21 protein-coding genes are annotated in these 16,863 nt (G+C 65.7%); 8 read left to right on the top strand and 13 right to left on the bottom strand.

The genetic code is table 11. The annotated features are described in order from the left end of the window. Nucleotides 1-55: 55 nt before the first annotated feature. Nucleotides 56-523 (bottom strand): SRPBCC family protein, encoded by a 468-nt coding sequence (locus IC40_RS0114175; RefSeq protein WP_030135364.1) that lies wholly within the window; start codon nucleotides 521-523, stop codon nucleotides 56-58. 119 nt (nucleotides 524-642) lie between these two features. On the opposite strand from IC40_RS0114175, the gene IC40_RS0114170 reads away from it, so the two are divergent. Further along, a complete protein-coding gene (locus IC40_RS0114170; RefSeq protein ID WP_030135363.1) occupies nucleotides 643-1,524 on the top strand; it encodes a sialate O-acetylesterase in 882 nt (293 codons plus the stop codon). A gap of 4 nt (nucleotides 1,525-1,528) precedes the next feature. Here the strand turns inward: IC40_RS0114170 and IC40_RS0114165 are convergent, their stop codons facing one another. The 5 genes from IC40_RS0114165 to IC40_RS0114145 form a co-directional block, all read right to left on the bottom strand. Beyond that, nucleotides 1,529-1,822, bottom strand: a complete 294-nt coding sequence (locus IC40_RS0114165) for a hypothetical protein (RefSeq protein WP_030135362.1) — start codon at nucleotides 1,820-1,822, stop codon at nucleotides 1,529-1,531. 94 nt (nucleotides 1,823-1,916) lie between these two features. Then, on the bottom strand, nucleotides 1,917-4,157 hold the full coding sequence (gene katG, locus IC40_RS0114160; RefSeq protein WP_030135361.1) for a catalase/peroxidase HPI: 2,241 nt from the start codon (nucleotides 4,155-4,157) through the stop codon (nucleotides 1,917-1,919). Nucleotides 4,158-4,209: 52 nt separating this feature from the next. After that, nucleotides 4,210-4,641 carry a Fur family transcriptional regulator gene (locus tag IC40_RS0114155; RefSeq protein ID WP_030135360.1) on the bottom strand — a complete coding sequence of 144 codons (432 nt, stop codon included), beginning with the start codon at nucleotides 4,639-4,641 and terminating at the stop codon, nucleotides 4,210-4,212. A 195-nt stretch (nucleotides 4,642-4,836) separates the two neighbouring features. Continuing rightward, on the bottom strand, nucleotides 4,837-5,421 hold the full coding sequence (locus tag IC40_RS0114150) for a hemerythrin domain-containing protein (RefSeq protein ID WP_030135359.1): 585 nt from the start codon (nucleotides 5,419-5,421) through the stop codon (nucleotides 4,837-4,839). Between the two features lie 24 nt (nucleotides 5,422-5,445). After that, nucleotides 5,446-6,339 carry a manganese catalase family protein gene (locus IC40_RS0114145; protein WP_030135358.1) on the bottom strand — a complete coding sequence of 298 codons (894 nt, stop codon included), beginning with the start codon at nucleotides 6,337-6,339 and terminating at the stop codon, nucleotides 5,446-5,448. Nucleotides 6,340-6,576: 237 nt separating this feature from the next. On the opposite strand from IC40_RS0114145, the gene IC40_RS0114140 reads away from it, so the two are divergent. Further along, on the top strand, nucleotides 6,577-7,428 hold the full coding sequence (locus IC40_RS0114140; protein WP_030135357.1) for a phosphotransferase: 852 nt from the start codon (nucleotides 6,577-6,579) through the stop codon (nucleotides 7,426-7,428). Nucleotides 7,429-7,449: 21 nt separating this feature from the next. On the opposite strand, the gene IC40_RS0114135 is transcribed toward IC40_RS0114140, so the two are convergent. Both IC40_RS0114135 and IC40_RS0114130 read right to left on the bottom strand, forming a co-directional pair. Further along, a complete protein-coding gene (locus tag IC40_RS0114135) occupies nucleotides 7,450-7,878 on the bottom strand; it encodes a type II toxin-antitoxin system Rv0910 family toxin (protein WP_030135356.1) in 429 nt (142 codons plus the stop codon). Between the two features lie 75 nt (nucleotides 7,879-7,953). After that, nucleotides 7,954-8,199, bottom strand: a complete 246-nt coding sequence (locus IC40_RS0114130; RefSeq protein WP_030135355.1) for a hypothetical protein — start codon at nucleotides 8,197-8,199, stop codon at nucleotides 7,954-7,956. A gap of 185 nt (nucleotides 8,200-8,384) precedes the next feature. Between IC40_RS0114130 and IC40_RS0114125 the strand changes: the two genes are divergently transcribed. After that, complete coding sequence (locus IC40_RS0114125; RefSeq protein ID WP_191293433.1) at nucleotides 8,385-9,020, top strand: FKBP-type peptidyl-prolyl cis-trans isomerase; 636 nt, start codon at nucleotides 8,385-8,387, stop codon at nucleotides 9,018-9,020. 9 nt (nucleotides 9,021-9,029) lie between these two features. On the opposite strand, the gene IC40_RS0114120 is transcribed toward IC40_RS0114125, so the two are convergent. After that, nucleotides 9,030-9,704, bottom strand: a complete 675-nt coding sequence (locus IC40_RS0114120) for a Crp/Fnr family transcriptional regulator (RefSeq protein ID WP_030135353.1) — start codon at nucleotides 9,702-9,704, stop codon at nucleotides 9,030-9,032. A 166-nt stretch (nucleotides 9,705-9,870) separates the two neighbouring features. On the opposite strand from IC40_RS0114120, the gene IC40_RS0114115 reads away from it, so the two are divergent. The 5 genes from IC40_RS0114115 (at nucleotide 9,871) to IC40_RS0114095 (ending at nucleotide 13,445) form a co-directional block, all read left to right on the top strand. Continuing rightward, nucleotides 9,871-10,590, top strand: a complete 720-nt coding sequence (locus IC40_RS0114115) for a cutinase family protein (protein ID WP_234411592.1) — start codon at nucleotides 9,871-9,873, stop codon at nucleotides 10,588-10,590. Between the two features lie 129 nt (nucleotides 10,591-10,719). Next, nucleotides 10,720-11,454: a cutinase family protein gene (locus IC40_RS0114110; protein WP_030135351.1), complete on the top strand. Its 735-nt coding sequence runs from the start codon at nucleotides 10,720-10,722 to the stop codon at nucleotides 11,452-11,454. 78 nt (nucleotides 11,455-11,532) lie between these two features. Beyond that, nucleotides 11,533-12,201 carry a cutinase family protein gene (locus IC40_RS0114105; protein WP_051644344.1) on the top strand — a complete coding sequence of 223 codons (669 nt, stop codon included), beginning with the start codon at nucleotides 11,533-11,535 and terminating at the stop codon, nucleotides 12,199-12,201. A gap of 120 nt (nucleotides 12,202-12,321) precedes the next feature. Further along, the gene (locus IC40_RS0114100) at nucleotides 12,322-13,044 is read left to right on the top strand and encodes a cutinase family protein (RefSeq protein WP_030135349.1); all 723 of its coding nucleotides are present in this window, start codon (nucleotides 12,322-12,324) and stop codon (nucleotides 13,042-13,044) included. 35 nt (nucleotides 13,045-13,079) lie between these two features. Beyond that, complete coding sequence (locus IC40_RS0114095; protein ID WP_030135348.1) at nucleotides 13,080-13,445, top strand: Hsp15 family ribosome-associated heat shock protein; 366 nt, start codon at nucleotides 13,080-13,082, stop codon at nucleotides 13,443-13,445. Between the two features lie 3 nt (nucleotides 13,446-13,448). On the opposite strand, the gene IC40_RS0114090 is transcribed toward IC40_RS0114095, so the two are convergent. The 4 genes from IC40_RS0114090 to IC40_RS0114075 all read right to left on the bottom strand — a co-directional run bounded on the left by IC40_RS0114090 (nucleotide 13,449) and on the right by IC40_RS0114075 (nucleotide 16,808). Beyond that, entirely contained in the window at nucleotides 13,449-14,078 is a 630-nt protein-coding gene (locus IC40_RS0114090) for a hypothetical protein (RefSeq protein WP_051644343.1), read from the bottom strand. A gap of 127 nt (nucleotides 14,079-14,205) precedes the next feature. Further along, the gene (locus IC40_RS0114085) at nucleotides 14,206-15,795 is read right to left on the bottom strand and encodes a threonine/serine exporter family protein (protein WP_030135346.1); all 1,590 of its coding nucleotides are present in this window, start codon (nucleotides 15,793-15,795) and stop codon (nucleotides 14,206-14,208) included. 168 nt (nucleotides 15,796-15,963) lie between these two features. Continuing rightward, on the bottom strand, nucleotides 15,964-16,167 hold the full coding sequence (locus tag IC40_RS0114080) for a cold-shock protein (RefSeq protein WP_030135345.1): 204 nt from the start codon (nucleotides 16,165-16,167) through the stop codon (nucleotides 15,964-15,966). A 254-nt stretch (nucleotides 16,168-16,421) separates the two neighbouring features. Next, nucleotides 16,422-16,808, bottom strand: coding sequence for an NYN domain-containing protein (locus IC40_RS0114075; protein WP_030135344.1), 387 nt, complete (start codon nucleotides 16,806-16,808; stop codon nucleotides 16,422-16,424). Nucleotides 16,809-16,863 lie beyond the last annotated feature (55 nt).

Genomic DNA, 16,863 nt, shown 5'->3' with positions numbered 1-16,863 from the left:
ATCGAGATGAATGTGCTCCACCACCGTCCGGTGGTGGAGCACATTCGTCGACACCTCAGGACGACGCGACCTCGGTCGCCAGTCGTGACAGTGTGTCATCGAGCTGACCCTGAGTGACCAGCGGGAACTTCACCTTTTCCAACAGCTTCTTGTCCGTCACCTTCGACCAGTCATAGGTGTGGCGCACCAACGTCTCGTTCGGGCCCTGAGATTCCAACTCCCACAACCATTCCCAGCCAGGCGGCTCGGTACCTGCCGGTGCGGTCTGCCAGGCGAGCAGCTTGTCCTTGGCATATCCGGTGACGTGATTGTCGGTCTGGTACTCCCCGCCCATGTGATCACCCTGCATGTTCATCGTGAACACTTCACCGACCTTCTGAATCCGGTCGGCATGATCCACGCTGCGCACGAATCCCGAACCATCGAGAGCGGGATGACGGTGCGGATTGGACAACACATCGAAGACCGCCGACACCGGGGCAGCGATGGTTCTTTCCACAGTGACTTTATCGTTGTCGGTCATAACTTCACACTGCCCAAACTCGATCCATCGGAAACGCCGGATCGAGGTAGTCGGTGCAAAAGCCGACGGATCACCGCCGTTTCGCGTGTCCGACGCGGGTGAGTTGTACTGTGCTGGCCATGCGCACACCCAGGAATCCAGACGGTGATGCACCGCTGTGGAAGCGACTGGCGTTCGAGCTCAAATGCGCCGTCAAACGACGGATTGCCCCGAAAGGGGTGCCCGTCACCCCGCCGGACGACCCCTACCTGATCGTCGCGATCCTCGGCCAATCCAACGCCTATGGAATGGGTCTGCCGCTCGACCGTGACGGCGCAGACCGGCCTCACCCGCGTGTGCACCAGTGGGCCAACAGCGGTCCGTCGAAGAACACGGTCGTGCTCGGCGTCGATCCCTTGTTCCACGAAACACCGGCTCGGCGAGTCGGTTTCGGAGTCACCTTCGGCAAGGCGCTCGCCGACGCGACCGACAGGACCGTGCTGCTGGTTCCGTGTGCCCGCGGCGACACGTCATTTCATCCGAAGAACGGTTACACCTGGGACATCACCGACACCTCCACCCGACGAAACCTGTACCGCGAGGCGGTGCGCTCCATCGACGCCGCGCTGGCCCATCGCCCCGGCAGCACGGTCGCGGCGGTGCTCTGGCACCAGGGTGAATCCGATGTGCCCCTGATATCGGCCTCGGAGTACCAGCAGCACCTGGATGCGCTGTTCGACGATCTGCGCGCCAGGTACGGCAAGGACACCCCCATCATCCTCGGCGGCATGGTTCCCGAGGAGATGGAACGCAGCGGTAAGGACTATCCACCGATCGACGCCGTACACCGCGACACGCCCAACCGCATACCACGGACGGCTTTCGTGCCTGGCAATCGCGACATGTTCAACAGCGATATCGACCGGCACTACAACGCCGTCGGAATTCGCGCCATGGGTCAAGACATGTGGCTGGCTTACCAGCGCATCGCCACCGACGCGCTCGCCGAATACCGTCGCTGAGTCATCACGGGGGCTCCGGCACCGCCCGCTGCCAGCGGTCACGGCGCTGCTCGGGCGACTGCTCCCACCACGGCGGCTGACCTCGTTCGCCCAACGCCACCTTGGCCGCCTGCACGCCCGCCCGCGAGGCGGCTTCCGCCTCGGTGCCTTTGGTCCGGCGCACCTCCCGACGCCACGCCATCAAGATCGAGACCAGTTCGGACCGTCGATCCTCCGGTATCGCCGGATCTGTTGCCCGCCATCGTCGCCCGTTGATGACCACATGGTGTCCGTCCGCGGTGGTCTCCGACTCCCCCATCACCCGATGGTAGAAAAGCCGGGCGCGAGTGTGAATCCCCGACGGCCACGATGCCTTGCGGCCGCCGAGGATTCACATCCAGCTGAGGACGGGATCAGTCCAGATCGAACCGGTCGTTGTTCATGACCTTCACCCACGCCTTGACGAAGTCCTCGACGAACTTCGCCTGGTTGTCCTGCTGGGCGTACACCTCAGCGATCGCCCGCAGCACAGAATTCGAGCCGAACACCAGATCGTTGGCGGTCGCCGTCCACTTCACCTCACCGGTCGCGCGGTCGTATCCGGTGTAGACGTTCTCGGCGGACTCCGAACCCTTCCACTCGGTGCCCATGTCGAGCAGGTTGACGAAGAAATCCGTCGTCAACGCCCCCGGCCGGCTGGTGAACACGCCGTGCTTGGTCCCGCCGTGATTCGCTCCGATGGTGCGCAGACCACCGATCAGCACAGTCATCTCCGGGGCGGTCAGATCCAGGAAGTAGGCCTTGTCGACCAACAACTGCTCCAGTGCGGTCTTCTCCCCCGGCCGAACGAAGTTGCGGAAGCCGTCGGCCTGCGGCTCCAACACCGCAAACGATTCCACATCGGTGTTCTCCTGGGTTGCGTCGGTACGACCGGGCGCGAAATCCACCGTCACGTCGAACCCGCCGTCCCTGGCCGCCTTCTCGATGGCGGCCGAGCCGGCCAGCACGATGAGATCGGCCAGCGAAATCTTCTTGCCTCCATCGGCAGAGCCGTTGAAGTCCTGCTGGATTTTCTCCAATACCGGCAACACCTTGTCCAGTTCGGAAGGCTCGTTTGCCTCCCAGTTGCGTTGTGGCTCAAGTCGGATGCGGGCACCATTGGCACCACCGCGCTTATCGGTGCCGCGGAAGCTCGAGGCAGCGCCCCACGCGGTCTTCACCAGCTGGGGAACCGACAGCCCGGATTCGAGCACCTTGCCCTTCAAGGTCGCGATATCGGACTCGTCGACCAGCGGATGGTCGACGGCGGGTACCGGGTCCTGCCACAACTGCGGCTCGGCAATCCACGGGCCGAGATAGCGGCTCACCGGGCCCATATCGCGATGCAGCAGCTTGTACCACGCCTTGGCGAACGCGGCGTTCATCTCCTCCGGATGGTCCAGCCAACGCCTGGTGATCTGGCCGTAGATGGGGTCGACCCGCATCGACACATCGGTGACCAACATCGTGGGCTTGCGGGGAGGCCCTCCGAACGGGTCGGGAATGGTGGCTTCGGCATCCTTGGCCTCGAACTGCCACGCACCGGCGGGACTCTTGGTCAACTCCCATTCGTTGCCGTACAGGATCTCCAGGTAACCATTGCTCCACTGGGTTGGGGTCGCCGTCCACACCACCTCTAGTCCACTGGTCACCGTGTCGTTGGCATTGCCGGAACCGAAGGGGCACTTCCAGCCGAGTCCCTGCTGTTCGATGGGCGCGCCCTCGGGTTCCGGGCCGACGTTGACATCGGCCGCACCGTGGGTCTTGCCCAGCGTGTGACCGCCGACGATCAGCGCCGCGGTCTCCTCGTCGTTCATCGCCATCCGGCCGAATGTCTCACGGATGTCGTGAGCCGCCGCCAATGGATCGGGCTTACCCTCGGGACCCTCGGGGTTGACGTAGATGAGGCCCATAGTGGTGGCACCGAACGGCTCGGCCAGGTTGCGATCGCTGTCGTTGCTTCCGCCATAACGCTTGTCGGTGCCCAGCCAGGTGTCCTCCTGCCCGTAGAGCACCTCCTCGGGCTCCCAGATGTCCTCACGGCCGAACCCGAAACCGAAGGTCTCGAAACCGGCCGACTCAAGCGCGACGTTCCCGGCGTACACGATCAGATCGGCCCAGGACAGCGCATTGCCGTACTTCTGCTTGATCGGCCACAGCAGTCGCCGTGCCTTGTCCAGGTTGGCATTGTCGGGCCAGCTGTTCAGCGGTGCGAAGCGTTGTGCACCCTGGCCACCGCCGCCGCGCCCGTCGTAGATGCGGTACGTACCTGCCGCATGCCAGCTCATCCGGATGAACAGCCCCGCGTAGCTGCCGTAGTCAGCGGGCCACCAATCCTGCGATGAGGTCATCAACGCCAGCATGTCGGCGCGCAGTGCCTCGAGGTCGAGCGTTGCGAACGCCTCGCTGTAGGAGAAGTCGGTGCCGAGCGGATTGCCTTTGGGGTTCTGCTTGTGCAGCACCGAGACATCCACCTGCCCTGGCCACCAGTCCTGGTTGGTCAGCGGTGCATGGGATTTCGGTTTGGGCGAGTCGATGACGGGATTCTCGGATTCACTGCCGCTGTGGGTCTTGGTGTCGGAGTGCGGAGGCCGGGCATCAGAGGTATCGGACATGGATTCGCCTTTCGTCGGTTTTCGTGCGGGCTGCACAACGTCGTCGCATCGATCAGGAAGATCGCATTCGTACACACTCGGGACAGAGACCCCAGTAGATGACCTCGGCCTCGTCGATCTCGAACCCGAGATCATCGGAGGCCGAGAGGCATGCCGCCTCGCCGACCGCACAGTCGACGTCGGCGATGGTCCCGCAGGACCGGCACACCAGATGATGGTGGTTGTCGCCAACCCTGGACTCGTACCGGGCGGTCGCGCCTGCCGGTTGAATTCGGCGCACCATCCCCACGGTGGTCAGCGCACCGAGGGCGTCGTAGACGGTCTGACGGGATATGTCGGAAAGGACGCGGCGGGCGGCATGGAAAATCGCGTCCGTATCGGCGTGCGGGTTCTCTTGCACAGCGTCCATGACCACCAGCCGGGGCCGCGTGACGCGAAGTCCGGCCGCCCGCAGCATCGTCGCGCATTCTCCAGGCTCAGCCATCATGTTTCAGTGTGACCCCTTATGTGGAAGCAATCAAGAAATCGGCGAAAAACGTTGCCATTCCTGCTGAGATAGATTTTCGGTCAAGACACTGAACGAACACACAGGTCCGGGCGGCGACCATCATGGTGACGGTCGCCGCCCGGCATGAGTTGACTAAACCGCTGTCCGATAAGGATTTTCGCGGCTCATCAGTCAGTGCACCTGCGGGTCGGGCGGGTTGTCCGCGGCACGTCCGGTAGCCGCATCGCGAATATGGTCCATGGTCGCGGTCACCATTCCGACCATCTTGAGAACACCCGCGCTCGGTGGGGTGTCGGGATGCGGCCGGGTCGGGGCGATCTTCTTCGCCCGCTCCAGTTTCTCTCCCAGTTCCACGAGCCGCTCATGCGTGACAGCGGCTTCGAACCTGGGCCACACCACTTCCTGCTCGAACGCGATGTGCTCACGACCGAGGGCTACGAACTTCTGCAACGCATCCTGATACTCGGGATCGCCGGGCGCCCCATCCTCCAATTGCTGGAGTAGCTGCTTACCCTCTTGCTCCTGTTTCACGGCGCGGTCGGCCAACTCGTCGCCGTCCTCGAGGACCTCACGAACCGCCGGCCAGAAGAACTGCTCTTCGATCGCCTCGTGCTGGGATTCGGCAATGACCAGGTTGGTCACCATCGTCTCCAGGCCACTGCGCTGCGCCCCCTCGCCGGAGGGCGCGCCGTCGAGCACCTCCAGCATGCCGAGCACGCTCTTGTGGTCCTCGCGCAGAAATGTCAAGGCATCCATGTCCGCTCCTTGTCGATCGGTGGCTCAGCTCGTGGCGGCGTGCTGCTCGTGGGTGAACGGCTTGTCACCCTCGACTGCGGGTTGGCCATCTGGGTTACGTTCGGCACCGGTGTTGCCGCGCAGCGATGTTCCCAACCACTGCCGCTCGGGGTCTTCGACGTAATCCCACTCGATCCCCTCGGGCCATGGACCCTGACCTTCGTTCCACGGTCCGCGCACGGATCCGTCGCCGTTGCTCATGTTGAAGGCGACGTTCTGGAACCGCGGATCGCCCGGCAGCTGACCTGGCGGGAAGTTCACCGGCAATTCGTTGAGCGCGGCAGTGAACTGCTGATAGTGCGCGATCTCTCGGGTCATCAGGAACGTCAACGTGTCCTGGACACCGGGATCGTCGGTGAACTGCTTCAGGTACTCGTAGACGACCTTGGCCCTGGACTCGGCTGCGAGGTTGTTGCGCAGATCCACGGTGGGATCTCCGTTGGCGTCGATGAACGCCCCGGTCCAGTTGTTGCCCGCGGAATCCTTGACATCCGGCCCACCCCCGCTGAGCACGAGGAACATCGGATTGACAGCAACCTGGTGGATGGCCTGTTCTTTGCCCGTCTTGCTGGCCACCGCGGGCATCCAGTCACAGCGCTCGTGGGCAACCTTGAGATTGTCGTTCAGGCCGTCGAGCAGCATGGTGATGGTGGTACCGACTATCTCCAGGTGACTGAGTTCCTCGGTCGCGATGTCCATGAACAGGTCGTACATCTTCGGATTCTTCTCGCGCAGGACGAATGCCTGCGTGAAGTACTGCAGCGCGGCGGTGAGTTCACCGTTGGCGCCACCGAACTGCTCCATGAGCAACGACGCAAAACGCGGATCCGGCTCGCTGACCCGGACTTCGAACTGCAGATCTTTGTTGTGGGTGAACATATCGCCTCCCGGCACGGTCGATCGCGATCCGTGACCGAGGCAGGGCGGTCACGGATATCACTGGTTGACTGGGCCACAGATCCAACTGGGCTGTAGATCGCGGTAGCCGGGTGTACCCGAGGCCAGGATGCCCAAACACCGACGTTGAAGCGATCAGCGCCTGAATTCAAAAACGTTGTGCGCCAAGTACTTGGCCCACGTTGCGAACGGAGGCCGTCGAAGAATACTGTGATCCACGTGCATTCTTGGCACGGCGGCAGGCTCAGTCGGCGGCAGGCCGAATTGGTCGAGTACTGGCTGTCCCAACCGCGCGTGATCGCCGATATGAGCTGGGATGAGCACGCAACGGTCGTACTCGATGTACAGAGTCCGCAGGGCCGGCTGGTGATCAAGGCCGCCGGACCCGCCGACCACCACATCGACCGCGAGATCACGGCTTACCGCACCGCGACAGGTGCGCTGTCTCGCTCCGGGCATGCGCCGCGATTGCGCTACCGAGACAGTGCCGAAAAACTGATCGTCATCGACCACCTACCGGGAGAACTCGTGCAAGGATCGGCGGCCGAGTCCGCTGCCGGTACCTATCACCGAGCCGGTCGGCTCCTGCGCGCCCTCCACGATGTGGGACACCTCGTCGACCCGGACTGGGAGCGGGCCGAGGTGGCGAAATCGCTTGCCTGGTTGAACAAGCCGCACCGCATATCAGCACGCACCGAATCGGTGCTGAGGACAATCCTGGGCGAATACCGCTGTCGACCCGTGACGGTGGTGCCCACCCACGGTGACTGGCAACCCAGGAACTGGCTGATCGACTCCGGCGTCGTGCGGGTCATCGACTTCGGCCGATTCGCCTGGAGACCGGCTGCCACCGACTTCTGCCGGCTCGCCGCGCAGCAGTGGCGGGCCGATCCCGCGCTGCAGACCGCGTTCGTCGACGGCTACGGAAATGACCCCCGTGAACCCGACAGCTGGCGCATGCTGGCACTCCACCAAGCGATCGGGACCGCGGTATGGGCGCACCAGGTCGGCGATGGCGATTTCGAACGGCAAGGGCACCGGATGATCGACGACGCACTGTCGGCGTTCTGAAGCCCGAATATGCCCACGCGTCTAACGCAACGCGCCGAGGTTCTGGACGGACTTGCGCACATCTGCGGTCAACATCTTGGCCACCAGCGCTCCGATCGGTCCGTTGAGCAGACCGCCCGACAGCTCGGCCTGCAGGTGCAGATCAGAACCGGGGTCGTTGTCGGCGACCGCCATGGTCAGCGCGATGTGCACCCCGCCGCGGCCGGTTCCCCGCATTCCGATCAACCGCGGTTCGTCATACTCGGTGACCTGCCAATGGATGGTGTTTCGAAAACCCTTCACCTTGATCAGCGACGACACCTGCGTTCCTACTTCGATGACGGCAGGCGGAGGACTGCGCCAGCCACCGAAGATGGTCAACCATTCGTCGAAACGCTGCAGATCGGAGGCCAGTTTCCAGGCCTGCTGTGGTGTCAGGTCGGACGACACCGACACATCTACTTTCGCCATTTCGACTCCGCAGGATTGGGTACGTGGACATCCCCGGTTACCCGATCTACCGGATCGCCACCACCGTGACCTGGGTCACACCTGATCCTCGTCACCGCCAGGCTCGTCGACGTCCACGGGCTCGACATCCCCGCGGCGGACTCTCACCCGGAAGCGTTTGGTGCCCCAGGTGTCCGACACAGTGAAATGCACCCGTTTCGGATTACCGAACACCGTGGTGGACGCGACCGTGCCGATCGTTCCCTCCGGGACGACCGGCACGTCGATCCCCTCCAGTCGGCGGCACGCCGCCACCGTGTCGCCCTCGCGAAAACCCACCATGAAACTCCCCCCTCGACTGTTTTTCCCCGCCTACAGGTTGGTCGCACACGGCGTCCGACGCAACTGATTAACGTTCTCCGCGAGCACCATTGGTGGGCCCACGCGCCGGTTCCACGCCGCGATGCCACACGTTGCCCCAGCACCTACCCGCCGTGGTCCGGACCGCCGCAGGTAGCGTGACCGGGGTGAATGTCACCCGTCTGCCCTCCCTTGTCACCATGGCCGCCTGCGCCGCGGCTGCCGCCATGACCTTGGCCGCCTGCAGCTCAGATGCCGACGCGCCCGCGGCGAGTTCGTCGACGGCCTCGGATGTGTTCAGCCCGCCGAGCGCTCCCGCCGTCCAGCCGACAGCGACGTCCGAGGGTTGCCCGAGCACGCCGGCACCGGCAGGCGGCACCCCGGAGTGGACGCTGTCGGGCGCCACCGGCAACATCGCGGTCATCGGGTCGACCGAGACCGCCGCACCCTCGGTGACCGTCGACGGACCGTTCAGCGTCACCGAAACTCAGGTGCAGACGCTCAAGCCCGGCGACGGTCCGGTTGTCGCTCCTGACGCCAAGGTGCTGGTCTGCTACATGGGTGTCAATGGCCGCGACGGATCCGTCTTCGACAGCAGCTACCAGTCGGGCAGGCCGGTGGACTTCCCCCTCGACGGTGTCGTCACCGGATTCCAGAAGGCCATCGCCGGCCAGAAGGTCGGATCGACCGTCGCGGTCGCCATGACGCCGCAGGACGGCTACCCCGAGGGCCAGCCGGCAGCCGGCATCCAGAAGGGCGACACATTGGTGTTCGCGATCAAAATCCTGGACGCGATGAACTGACCCGGGCGGTCAGCGGGCGCGTCGGGCCAGTTTGGCCGGCTCCATGACGTAGATCGTCTTGCCCTGCTGGCGGATCCAGCCGCGGTTGGCAAATTCGGACAACGCCTTGTTGATGGTCTCGCGCGACGACCCGACCAGCTGCGCCAGCTCGAGTTGGGTGAGTTCGTGATCGACCCGTAGGCCGTCGCTGTCGGGCCGGCCGAACCGCTTGGTCAGATCAAGCAGTTGCTTGGCCACCCGGCCCGGCACATCGGTGAAGATCATGTCGCACAGGTCGTCGTTGGTGCGCCGGAGCCGACGAGCGAGCACCCGCAGCAGTTGCTCGGCGATCTGCGGTCGCTCCGCGATCCATGCGCCGAGCGCCTGGCGCGGTACCGCGGCGACCCGCACCTCGGTCAAGGTGGCCACGGTCGCGGTCCGCGGCCCCGGGTCGAACAGTGCCAACTCGCCAAAGGTCTCACCGGGACCCATCACCGCAATCAGGCTCTCGCGGCCATCGGCGGTGCGCCTGCCGACCTTCACCTTGCCCTCGACGAGCACGTACAACCGGTCTCCGGGCTCGCCCTCGACGAAGATCGTGTGATTGCGCGGAAAGCTCATCCACTCCAACTCTTCGCTGAGGGTGTCCATCGCCTCGGCATCGACGTCGGCGAAGATCGCGGTGCGCGCCAGTATCGCGTTCATCGGCAGGTACCCGCAGTCCGCGTTCCGGGGAGGGCTCCGGGGAGGGCTCCGGGGAGGGCGTCGTGTGCGGTCAGTCGAGAATTACTGCAGGTCCGGGTCAATTCCTAGCTCCGAGTGCTCAGTGCGGCGCGGCCCGGAACGTCTGGTCGACCCGCGGGGTGATGGCATGATCATATTCATGTTCCAGTGCACCCGCACCGAGGCGATCGGGCGCCGCCTGTTTCCGGTCACCACTTCGATCCTCGGCGCGTTGGCCGCTGTTGCGCTGGCTCCCGGTACCGCGCCGCACGCCGCGGCGGCGCCGAACTGTTCCGATGTCGAGGTGGTCTTTGCCCGCGGGACCGACGAGTTGCCCGGTACGGGCAGTGTCGGCACTGCTTTCGTCGATGCGCTGCGGGCACAGCTGACCGGCAAGACGGTGGACAGCTATGCCGTGAATTACCCGGCCAGCAACAACTGGCCCACCGTGGTCTTGGGCGTCAACGACGCGGCCGACCGTATCCGCGCGGTCGCGGCCGACTGCCCGGACACCGGCATTGTGCTCGGTGGTTACTCACAGGGCGCGGCCGTCGCTCAGTTGGTCACCGCCGACCCGCCGGCAATCCCGCCCAATTCGTTCGCCCACGGAACCACCACAGGATTGAGCGCCGATGTCGCCCGGCATGTCGACGCGGTGCTGCTCTTCGGCAAGCCCAACGACCGAATGCTCTTCCTGATCGGCCAACCCAACGTACCGATCGGCGCCGCCTTCGTGTCGAAAACCCTTGACCTGTGCGCAATCAACGATGCGGTCTGTTCCGACGGACTCGATCCGGTGGCCCACCAGACCTATATCGCCAACGGCATGGTGACCGAGGCAGCGACATACGCCGCGGCGCGCGTCTGACCAGATCGCGTCCGTGGTCCTGACGAGGTGGTGCTAGCCGGTATCGCCGATGTGCGCCTGCGGCAATGTGCATCGGACTCTGATGCGGGATCCTTGATCCACCACGAACCCCGCTCCCCAAGGACCGCCATGACCTCCGCACTGTTCGAACGTGTCCGATCACGCCGTATCCATCATCTCGCCGTCACCGTCGTGTTGCTGTGGGTGGTGGCGATCAGTCCACTGGTGGCGGCGCCGGCGGCCGCGGCCCCGCCGGCGTGTCCGGATATCGAGATCGTCTTCGCGCGGGGCACTTTCGAGGCGCCCGGCATCGGTGCGACCGGGCAGGCCTTCGTTGACGCACTCACCCCGCTGCTCGGCGGTGCGTCGGTCGACGTCTACCCGGTCAACTATCCGGCGTCCCTGGATTTCCAGGCTGCGGCCAACGGCATCACCGATGCCAGCAATCGCATCCAGTACATCGCCAACACTTGTCCGGCAACCAAGATCGTGCTGGGTGGTTACTCCCAGGGCGCCGCGGTCGCCGGTTACACGACGTTCGACGCGGTTCCGGCGGGTCTCACCCTTCCTCCCGGACTTGCCGGTCCGATGCCGCCGACCGTGGCGCCGCATGTGGCCGCCGTGGCGCTGTTCGGCACGCCCGACAATTGGTTCCTCGATCTGGTGGACCGCAATGCGCCACCGATCACCGTGGGGCCGCTCTATGCCGCCAAGACCATTCAGCTGTGTGCGCCCGGCGATCCGGTGTGCGCGCCCGGTGGCTTGGACCGCGCAGCCCACAGTGCCTACAAGAGTAATGGAATGGCCCTTCAGGCAGCCGATTTCGTCGCCAAAGCAGTGGCCAGAACACCGTCCTCGGACTGACGCGGCAGGGTGTGACATCCCGCGTCTCGTTTGCTCGCCGGGGTGTCCTCGACGAGCTTCGCGGGTAGCATGCCGCACATGGGGATTGGCCGAGGGCTCCGGGTGTCGACAGTGTGCGCGCTCGTCGCGTCGGCGCTGGCAACCGGCGGGGCGCCGGGCGCGGGGGCGGCAGCCTGTCCCGATGCCGAAGTCGTATTCGCCCGCGGCAGCGATGAGCCACCGGGCCTCGGGAGTACCGGGCAAGCGTTCGTCGACGCGCTTCGCGCCCAGTCCCCGGGCAAGACCATCGACTCCTATGCCGTCAATTACCCGGCGACCGGTGATTTCGACAACCGCGCGGTCTTCCCGTCCACGATGTTCGACGGTGTCGCCGACGCCGGTGCCAGGATCAGGACGACGGCAGCGAACTGCCCGAACACCCGGTTCATCCTCGGTGGCTACTCCCAGGGCGCGGCGGTCGCGGCCTATGTCAGTACCTCCGACATCCCCGTGCCGGTGACCGACCGGATCGCAGGTGTGGTGCTGTTCGGTAAGCCGTCCGCAGGGCTGCTGTCCCGGTATGGCGCACCGGCTGCGAACATCGGATCGCAATATGCGGGGCGGTCGCTGGATCTGTGCGCGCCCGGAGACAACATCTGTGACGGGTCTTCTCCCGCGTCGCTGCTCGGATCGCTGGTGCACGTCACCTATCCGGTCAACGGACTGGTCGCCGCCGCCGCTGCTGCCGCCGCGGGCCGACTGGCCTGAGCAGGTTCGGTCGGCCTGTCAGTGTGCAGGCACTGTTTCGGCAGCAAATGACAGGGGTACAGATGGGCAGGTCGCCATCTGCCAGCAGGCGGGCACGGCGAATCACCGAAGGAGTGCCCGATGAGCCTTGGTCAATCTGCCCGATTTCTCGGTGCTGGAGCTTTGCTGACGGCCGGACTGGCAGTCGGGGCGGCACCTGTGGCGGCCGCCGAGCCGGCCTGTCCCGATGTCGAGCTCGTCTTCGCCCGGGGCACGTCCGAAGCACCGGGGGTCGGTGGGACAGGCCAGGCGTTCGTCGACGCCCTGCGCGCCCAGACGCCGGGGAAGTCGGTCGCTGTCTATGCGGTCAACTACCCGGCAAGTAGCAACTTCACGGATCGAATTCCGTTCGCGCAGAACGTCGTCGATGGTGTGCGCGACGCGGGGTCGCACATCCAGGCAACCGCAGCCGCTTGCCCCGAAACCAAAATCGTCCTCGGCGGCTTCTCGCAGGGCGCGGTGGTCGCCGGATACGTCACCGCCGATGCCGTACCACAAGGTGTTCCGAGCGAGTACCTCTCCTACCTCCCGAGTCCGCTACCCGATGAGGTATCCGACCATGTGGCCGCGGTCGTGCTGCTTGGCAATCCGTCGCAGGCATTCCTCAATCAGTTCGGCGCGCCCATCGGAACCATCGGCCCGCGATACGCACCCAAGACCATCGAGCTGTGCGCCCCCGGTGACACGATCTGCGACGGGACCCCGGGCGCCGTGCCCTCGATGGCGCACGCCATGTATGGCATCAACGGGATGACCAACGAGGCAGCCTCCTACGTCGCCGCACGGGTCATGCCCGCCGCCTGACCGGTGGGCCGCGCCGATGGTGCGATCATCGATCGGTGGAATCGACGAGGATCGACCGGTGGCTCTGGGCGGTCCGGCTGACCAAGACCCGGCCCGATGCCGCGGCGGCCTGCCGCGGCGGGCACGTGCGGGTCAACGATCGAGTCGCCAAACCGTCGACGCCGGTGGTGCCCGGCGACCGGGTGAAGGCGCGATTGGGTGACCGCGAACGCGTCGTCGAGGTGGTCCGGGTGATACCGAAACGCGTGGGCGCGGCAGACGCGGTCAGCTGCTATCTGGACCGCACCCCGCCAACCCCGGCTGTCGTCGAACCAGCCGTAGCAGTACGAGACCGCGGTGCGGGCAGGCCCACCAAGCGGGAACGGCGGGCGCTGGAGAAGTGGCGCTCAGGCCTGCGGTGAGCGCTACTGGTTGGCGATGATCATCGGTGGCGGCGGCGGGCCGACCGGGGCAGGGGGCGGCGGCGGTGCCGCCGGGTGCGGGACGTCGGCGGGCGCAGCGCCCGGTGCACCGATGGGAAGAACGTCCGCGGGCGGTGCGGGATCGGACAGTGACACGAATCCAGGTGGCAGCGGCGGACCGCCCACCCCGGGCGCGCGTTCGAGGGCTGGGGTCGAGGACGCCGGATCGGTCAGCGATGTGTAGCCGGGCGGCAGCTTGGGCGCCGGTCCGGCCCCGGGCGGTGCCCCGCCGGGCGCGGCGCTCGGATCCGCCACGAGGGCGTCCATCGGGTTGCCGGTCTGGAAGGCCCGCCAGAGATCCCTGATGTAGCCGCCGGCTCCCGGCGTCTGCCCCTGGCCGTAGACCGGATTGCTGATCTCGGGAACCGGCGGTGCACCGACGGGCGGCGGGGCGGGCGCAGCCACCGGCATTTCGCCGGGACCGAGAACCACGGGCTGACCGGGCGGCAGGGGCTGGCCGGGCGGGACTGGCGCGGGTTCGGCGCCGGCGAGACCCGCCGTCGTCAGGGCCATCCCGGCCAGTGCGCTCGCGACCGCGAGTCGCAGGGCCGATAGCCCTCGTTCGGTGATCACCGCTGTTCGTCCTCTCCGGTCATGCCTCGGCCCCGTCATGATGTCGTCGGGCATGCCTGCGAGAAGGCTAGCGTCTCCAGGCTCACGCGTCACACGATGCGCAAAGGTGCCACCATCCCGGGCAGCGTCATCGGGGTTCGCGTGGATCCGGATCGCTGTTCTCGTCGGCCGCTTCGTCGGCTCGGTCCGCGGTTTCCGGTTCCAGTGCCACACTGCGCGCACGCACGGCATTGCCACCAGGCGAAGCACTGTCGGCGGGCTGCAGCCGCACCACCCGACCGACCGCGCGACGCAGACCGGGAGGTCCTTCGATGCGGACGAAATCGCCCACGCGGCCGGCGCGGTAGCGCAAGGGTGACCCCAGCAATTCACCCATGACCACCCCACTGCCAATGGCGAGGGCGATGGCCACCGCGGACAGTAACTGCGCGATACCGTCGATATAGCGCTCGTCCACCGCGAAGAAGAACACCGACCTGAAGACAGCCAGACCAGGCAGCATCGGAGTGATGCCCGCGGTCGCGATGACCAAGGCCGGCGCCTGCCGCCGGATGGAGATGACGGTGGCCAGCAGGCCGACGCCCACCGAGGCGATGCCGGTGGCGAAGACGACACCGAACTGCGCATGCCCGAGCCCGATCAGCACTGCCTGCGCGGTACCGGCGGCGGCCCCGGCGGTAAGCACCGACCGCAGTGGCGCGTAGGACGCCAAGGTGAGGAACACGCCGGCCAGTGCCGCGCCCAGCACCGCGATCCCGATCTTCAGCGGACCACTCGGCACGATGATCGATTGTGTTGCATCGATGTGCAATTCGATCTGGATGCCGGCCAGGTTGGCGATCTGCAGACCCGCGACGATGCCTGCCACGATGCCGGCAGTGAGGAACAGCGCATCACCCAGCCGGCCGACCGCGGTCACCATGTGCCCGGTCAGTGCGTCCTGGACGGAACCGACGAGCGTCATGCCGGACAACAGCATCACGATGCCGGTGGCCACCAGCGCGGTCGGGTTCTGTTCAGCGAACCGGTACGCGGCCACCGCGACCAAGGTGGCGATGGCGGCGCCGACGGCGTGCTGGAAGAAGAACGGGGTGCCCACCCGGTTCAGCAGCCGTCCGATCCGATCGATGACCGCCGAGGTGGCCGCCGCCAACAGGCAGATCTGCCAGGTGCCGCCGAGCAGCATTGCGATACCGAGGGCAAAACCCGACCAGCACGCGGTGGCCATCCACCGCGGATACGGATGCGGTCGTTCGCTCAGCTCGTCCATCGCGTCGTGCGCCTGCTCGACGGTGACTCCGCCGGAGGTGATCCGCCGGACCAAATTGTCTAATTCGGCGAGCCGCGTGTAATCGGTCGCGCGGTGCCGCACCGACCTGACGATGGTCAACGGCGGGCTGTCCGCGGTGGGCAGTGCTGAGACGATGATGGTCGAGAAGGTGATGTCGACGACGCAGTCGGTGAGCTGATACGCCTGGGCGACATCCTGGGCAGTTGCCACGATATCGGCGGTTCCAGAGCCCGACGAGAGCATGACCTCGGCCAGCCGGATGGTCAGGTCGAGGACCTTACGGGTGTGGACGTCACCCACCCTGTTGGTACTGCGTCGACGTTGGCCTGCGATCGGGGCCGGGTCTCGACGTCCGCGCAGGGCGCCGCGTAGGCCGCGGCGCAGAAGACGGTTGTGCGCGGTGTCTTCCGGGTTATCGGGAGCCATTGTCGACACCATACTGACGTTGTCGACCGCAGCGGAATCCCCGTGCCGCCGCCTTGCACACGATTTGGGATGCGCTTGACGGCAAGGCTTTCCGATCGAGTACGCACCAAACGCCAGAAACCCCGCGGCCCGGTGATCGGGTACCGCGGGGTTTCCGTACGAGTTGGTCTAGATAACCGAGACCGAGACGGCCTGGGGGCCCTTGGCGCCCTGGGTGATGTCGAACTTCACCCGCTGGTTCTCTTCCAGGCTGCGGTATCCGCTGGACTGGATCTCGGAGTAGTGGACGAACACGTCCGCTGCACCGTTGTCAGGAGCGATGAAGCCGAAGCCCTTTTCGCCGTTGAACCACTTCACGGTTCCTTCAGTCATGCTGTTTGTTCTCTCTTCTTCGAACTTTGGCTGCCGTCATGCAGCCAAGATTGAGGGTACGACCGCCGACTACTGGTTCTCGTCACGGTCGAATGGGGTGTGCGATCGCCGGCACAGGGCTGCAATGGGGTGGAACTGACACCCGGCCGCGGCTCGGCCGAACACAGACACGTCGCCTTACAGGGTGCGACGTACCAGGACAGCGTACCCAGTGCGCGCCGCCATCGCCTAATTTTCGCGGATCATTCTGCTGATCACGGCGCACCGTGACGATCCAGTCGGTCCAGATCAGCGCGGAACCGGCCCGCGGCCAACGTCTGCGCACCGGCGGCCCGCACTCGGGCGGCCAGCGATGCGTCCGAGGTGACGACCACGAAGTCATGCGGATTGTCGTCGGCTCCGAGCAAGCGGATGATCTCGTCGTCGGCGGAGTTGGCAGCCGCCGCCGGAGCGCTCGCCACATTGATCACCGAGGAACCGATGGGCAGCGGTCGCTCGAATACCACCGTCACCTCGGCGCGCTCCCGTTCGGCGAAGACCTCGAGTCGCCCCACGAGTGCCGTCAGCGCGCCCTGCCGATCACGCCACCAGCCATCAGGCCGGGCCCCGACGACGTTCATCGCATCGACGAGATACCGCACTGACGTGACATTACGCCCGTTGACGCCAGTTGCACGATTGAGTACTTGACACCTG

The sequence above is a fragment of the Mycolicibacterium neoaurum ATCC 25795 genome, assembly GCF_000691525.1.
Taxonomy (GTDB): domain Bacteria; phylum Actinomycetota; class Actinomycetes; order Mycobacteriales; family Mycobacteriaceae; genus Mycobacterium; species Mycobacterium neoaurum.
Note: the sequence above shows the minus strand (reverse complement) of the source record. Positions and strands in the feature narration are given on the sequence as shown.

Bases quoted from the DNA above. Each gene is read 5' to 3' on its own strand.
- IC40_RS0114145 (WP_030135358.1), bottom strand. From the start codon at position 6,339: ATGTTCACCCACAACAAAGATCTGCAGTTCGAAGTCCGGGTCAGCGAG.
- IC40_RS0114175 (WP_030135364.1), bottom strand. From the start codon at position 523: ATGACCGACAACGATAAAGTCACTGTGGAAAGAACCATCGCTGCCCCG.
- IC40_RS0114105 (WP_051644344.1), top strand. From the start codon at position 11,533: ATGGGGATTGGCCGAGGGCTCCGGGTGTCGACAGTGTGCGCGCTCGTC.
- IC40_RS0114100 (WP_030135349.1), top strand. From the start codon at position 12,322: ATGAGCCTTGGTCAATCTGCCCGATTTCTCGGTGCTGGAGCTTTGCTG.
- IC40_RS0114080 (WP_030135345.1), bottom strand. From the start codon at position 16,167: ATGACTGAAGGAACCGTGAAGTGGTTCAACGGCGAAAAGGGCTTCGGC.
- IC40_RS0114165 (WP_030135362.1), bottom strand. From the start codon at position 1,822: ATGGGGGAGTCGGAGACCACCGCGGACGGACACCATGTGGTCATCAAC.
- IC40_RS0114110 (WP_030135351.1), top strand. From the start codon at position 10,720: ATGACCTCCGCACTGTTCGAACGTGTCCGATCACGCCGTATCCATCAT.
- IC40_RS0114130 (WP_030135355.1), bottom strand. From the start codon at position 8,199: ATGGTGGGTTTTCGCGAGGGCGACACGGTGGCGGCGTGCCGCCGACTG.
- IC40_RS0114085 (WP_030135346.1), bottom strand. From the start codon at position 15,795: ATGGCTCCCGATAACCCGGAAGACACCGCGCACAACCGTCTTCTGCGC.
- IC40_RS0114170 (WP_030135363.1), top strand. From the start codon at position 643: ATGCGCACACCCAGGAATCCAGACGGTGATGCACCGCTGTGGAAGCGA.
- IC40_RS0114155 (WP_030135360.1), bottom strand. From the start codon at position 4,641: ATGGCTGAGCCTGGAGAATGCGCGACGATGCTGCGGGCGGCCGGACTT.
- IC40_RS0114150 (WP_030135359.1), bottom strand. From the start codon at position 5,421: ATGGATGCCTTGACATTTCTGCGCGAGGACCACAAGAGCGTGCTCGGC.
- IC40_RS0114115 (WP_234411592.1), top strand. From the start codon at position 9,871: ATGATCATATTCATGTTCCAGTGCACCCGCACCGAGGCGATCGGGCGC.
- katG (WP_030135361.1), bottom strand. From the start codon at position 4,157: ATGTCCGATACCTCTGATGCCCGGCCTCCGCACTCCGACACCAAGACC.
- IC40_RS0114120 (WP_030135353.1), bottom strand. From the start codon at position 9,704: ATGAACGCGATACTGGCGCGCACCGCGATCTTCGCCGACGTCGATGCC.
- IC40_RS0114135 (WP_030135356.1), bottom strand. From the start codon at position 7,878: ATGGCGAAAGTAGATGTGTCGGTGTCGTCCGACCTGACACCACAGCAG.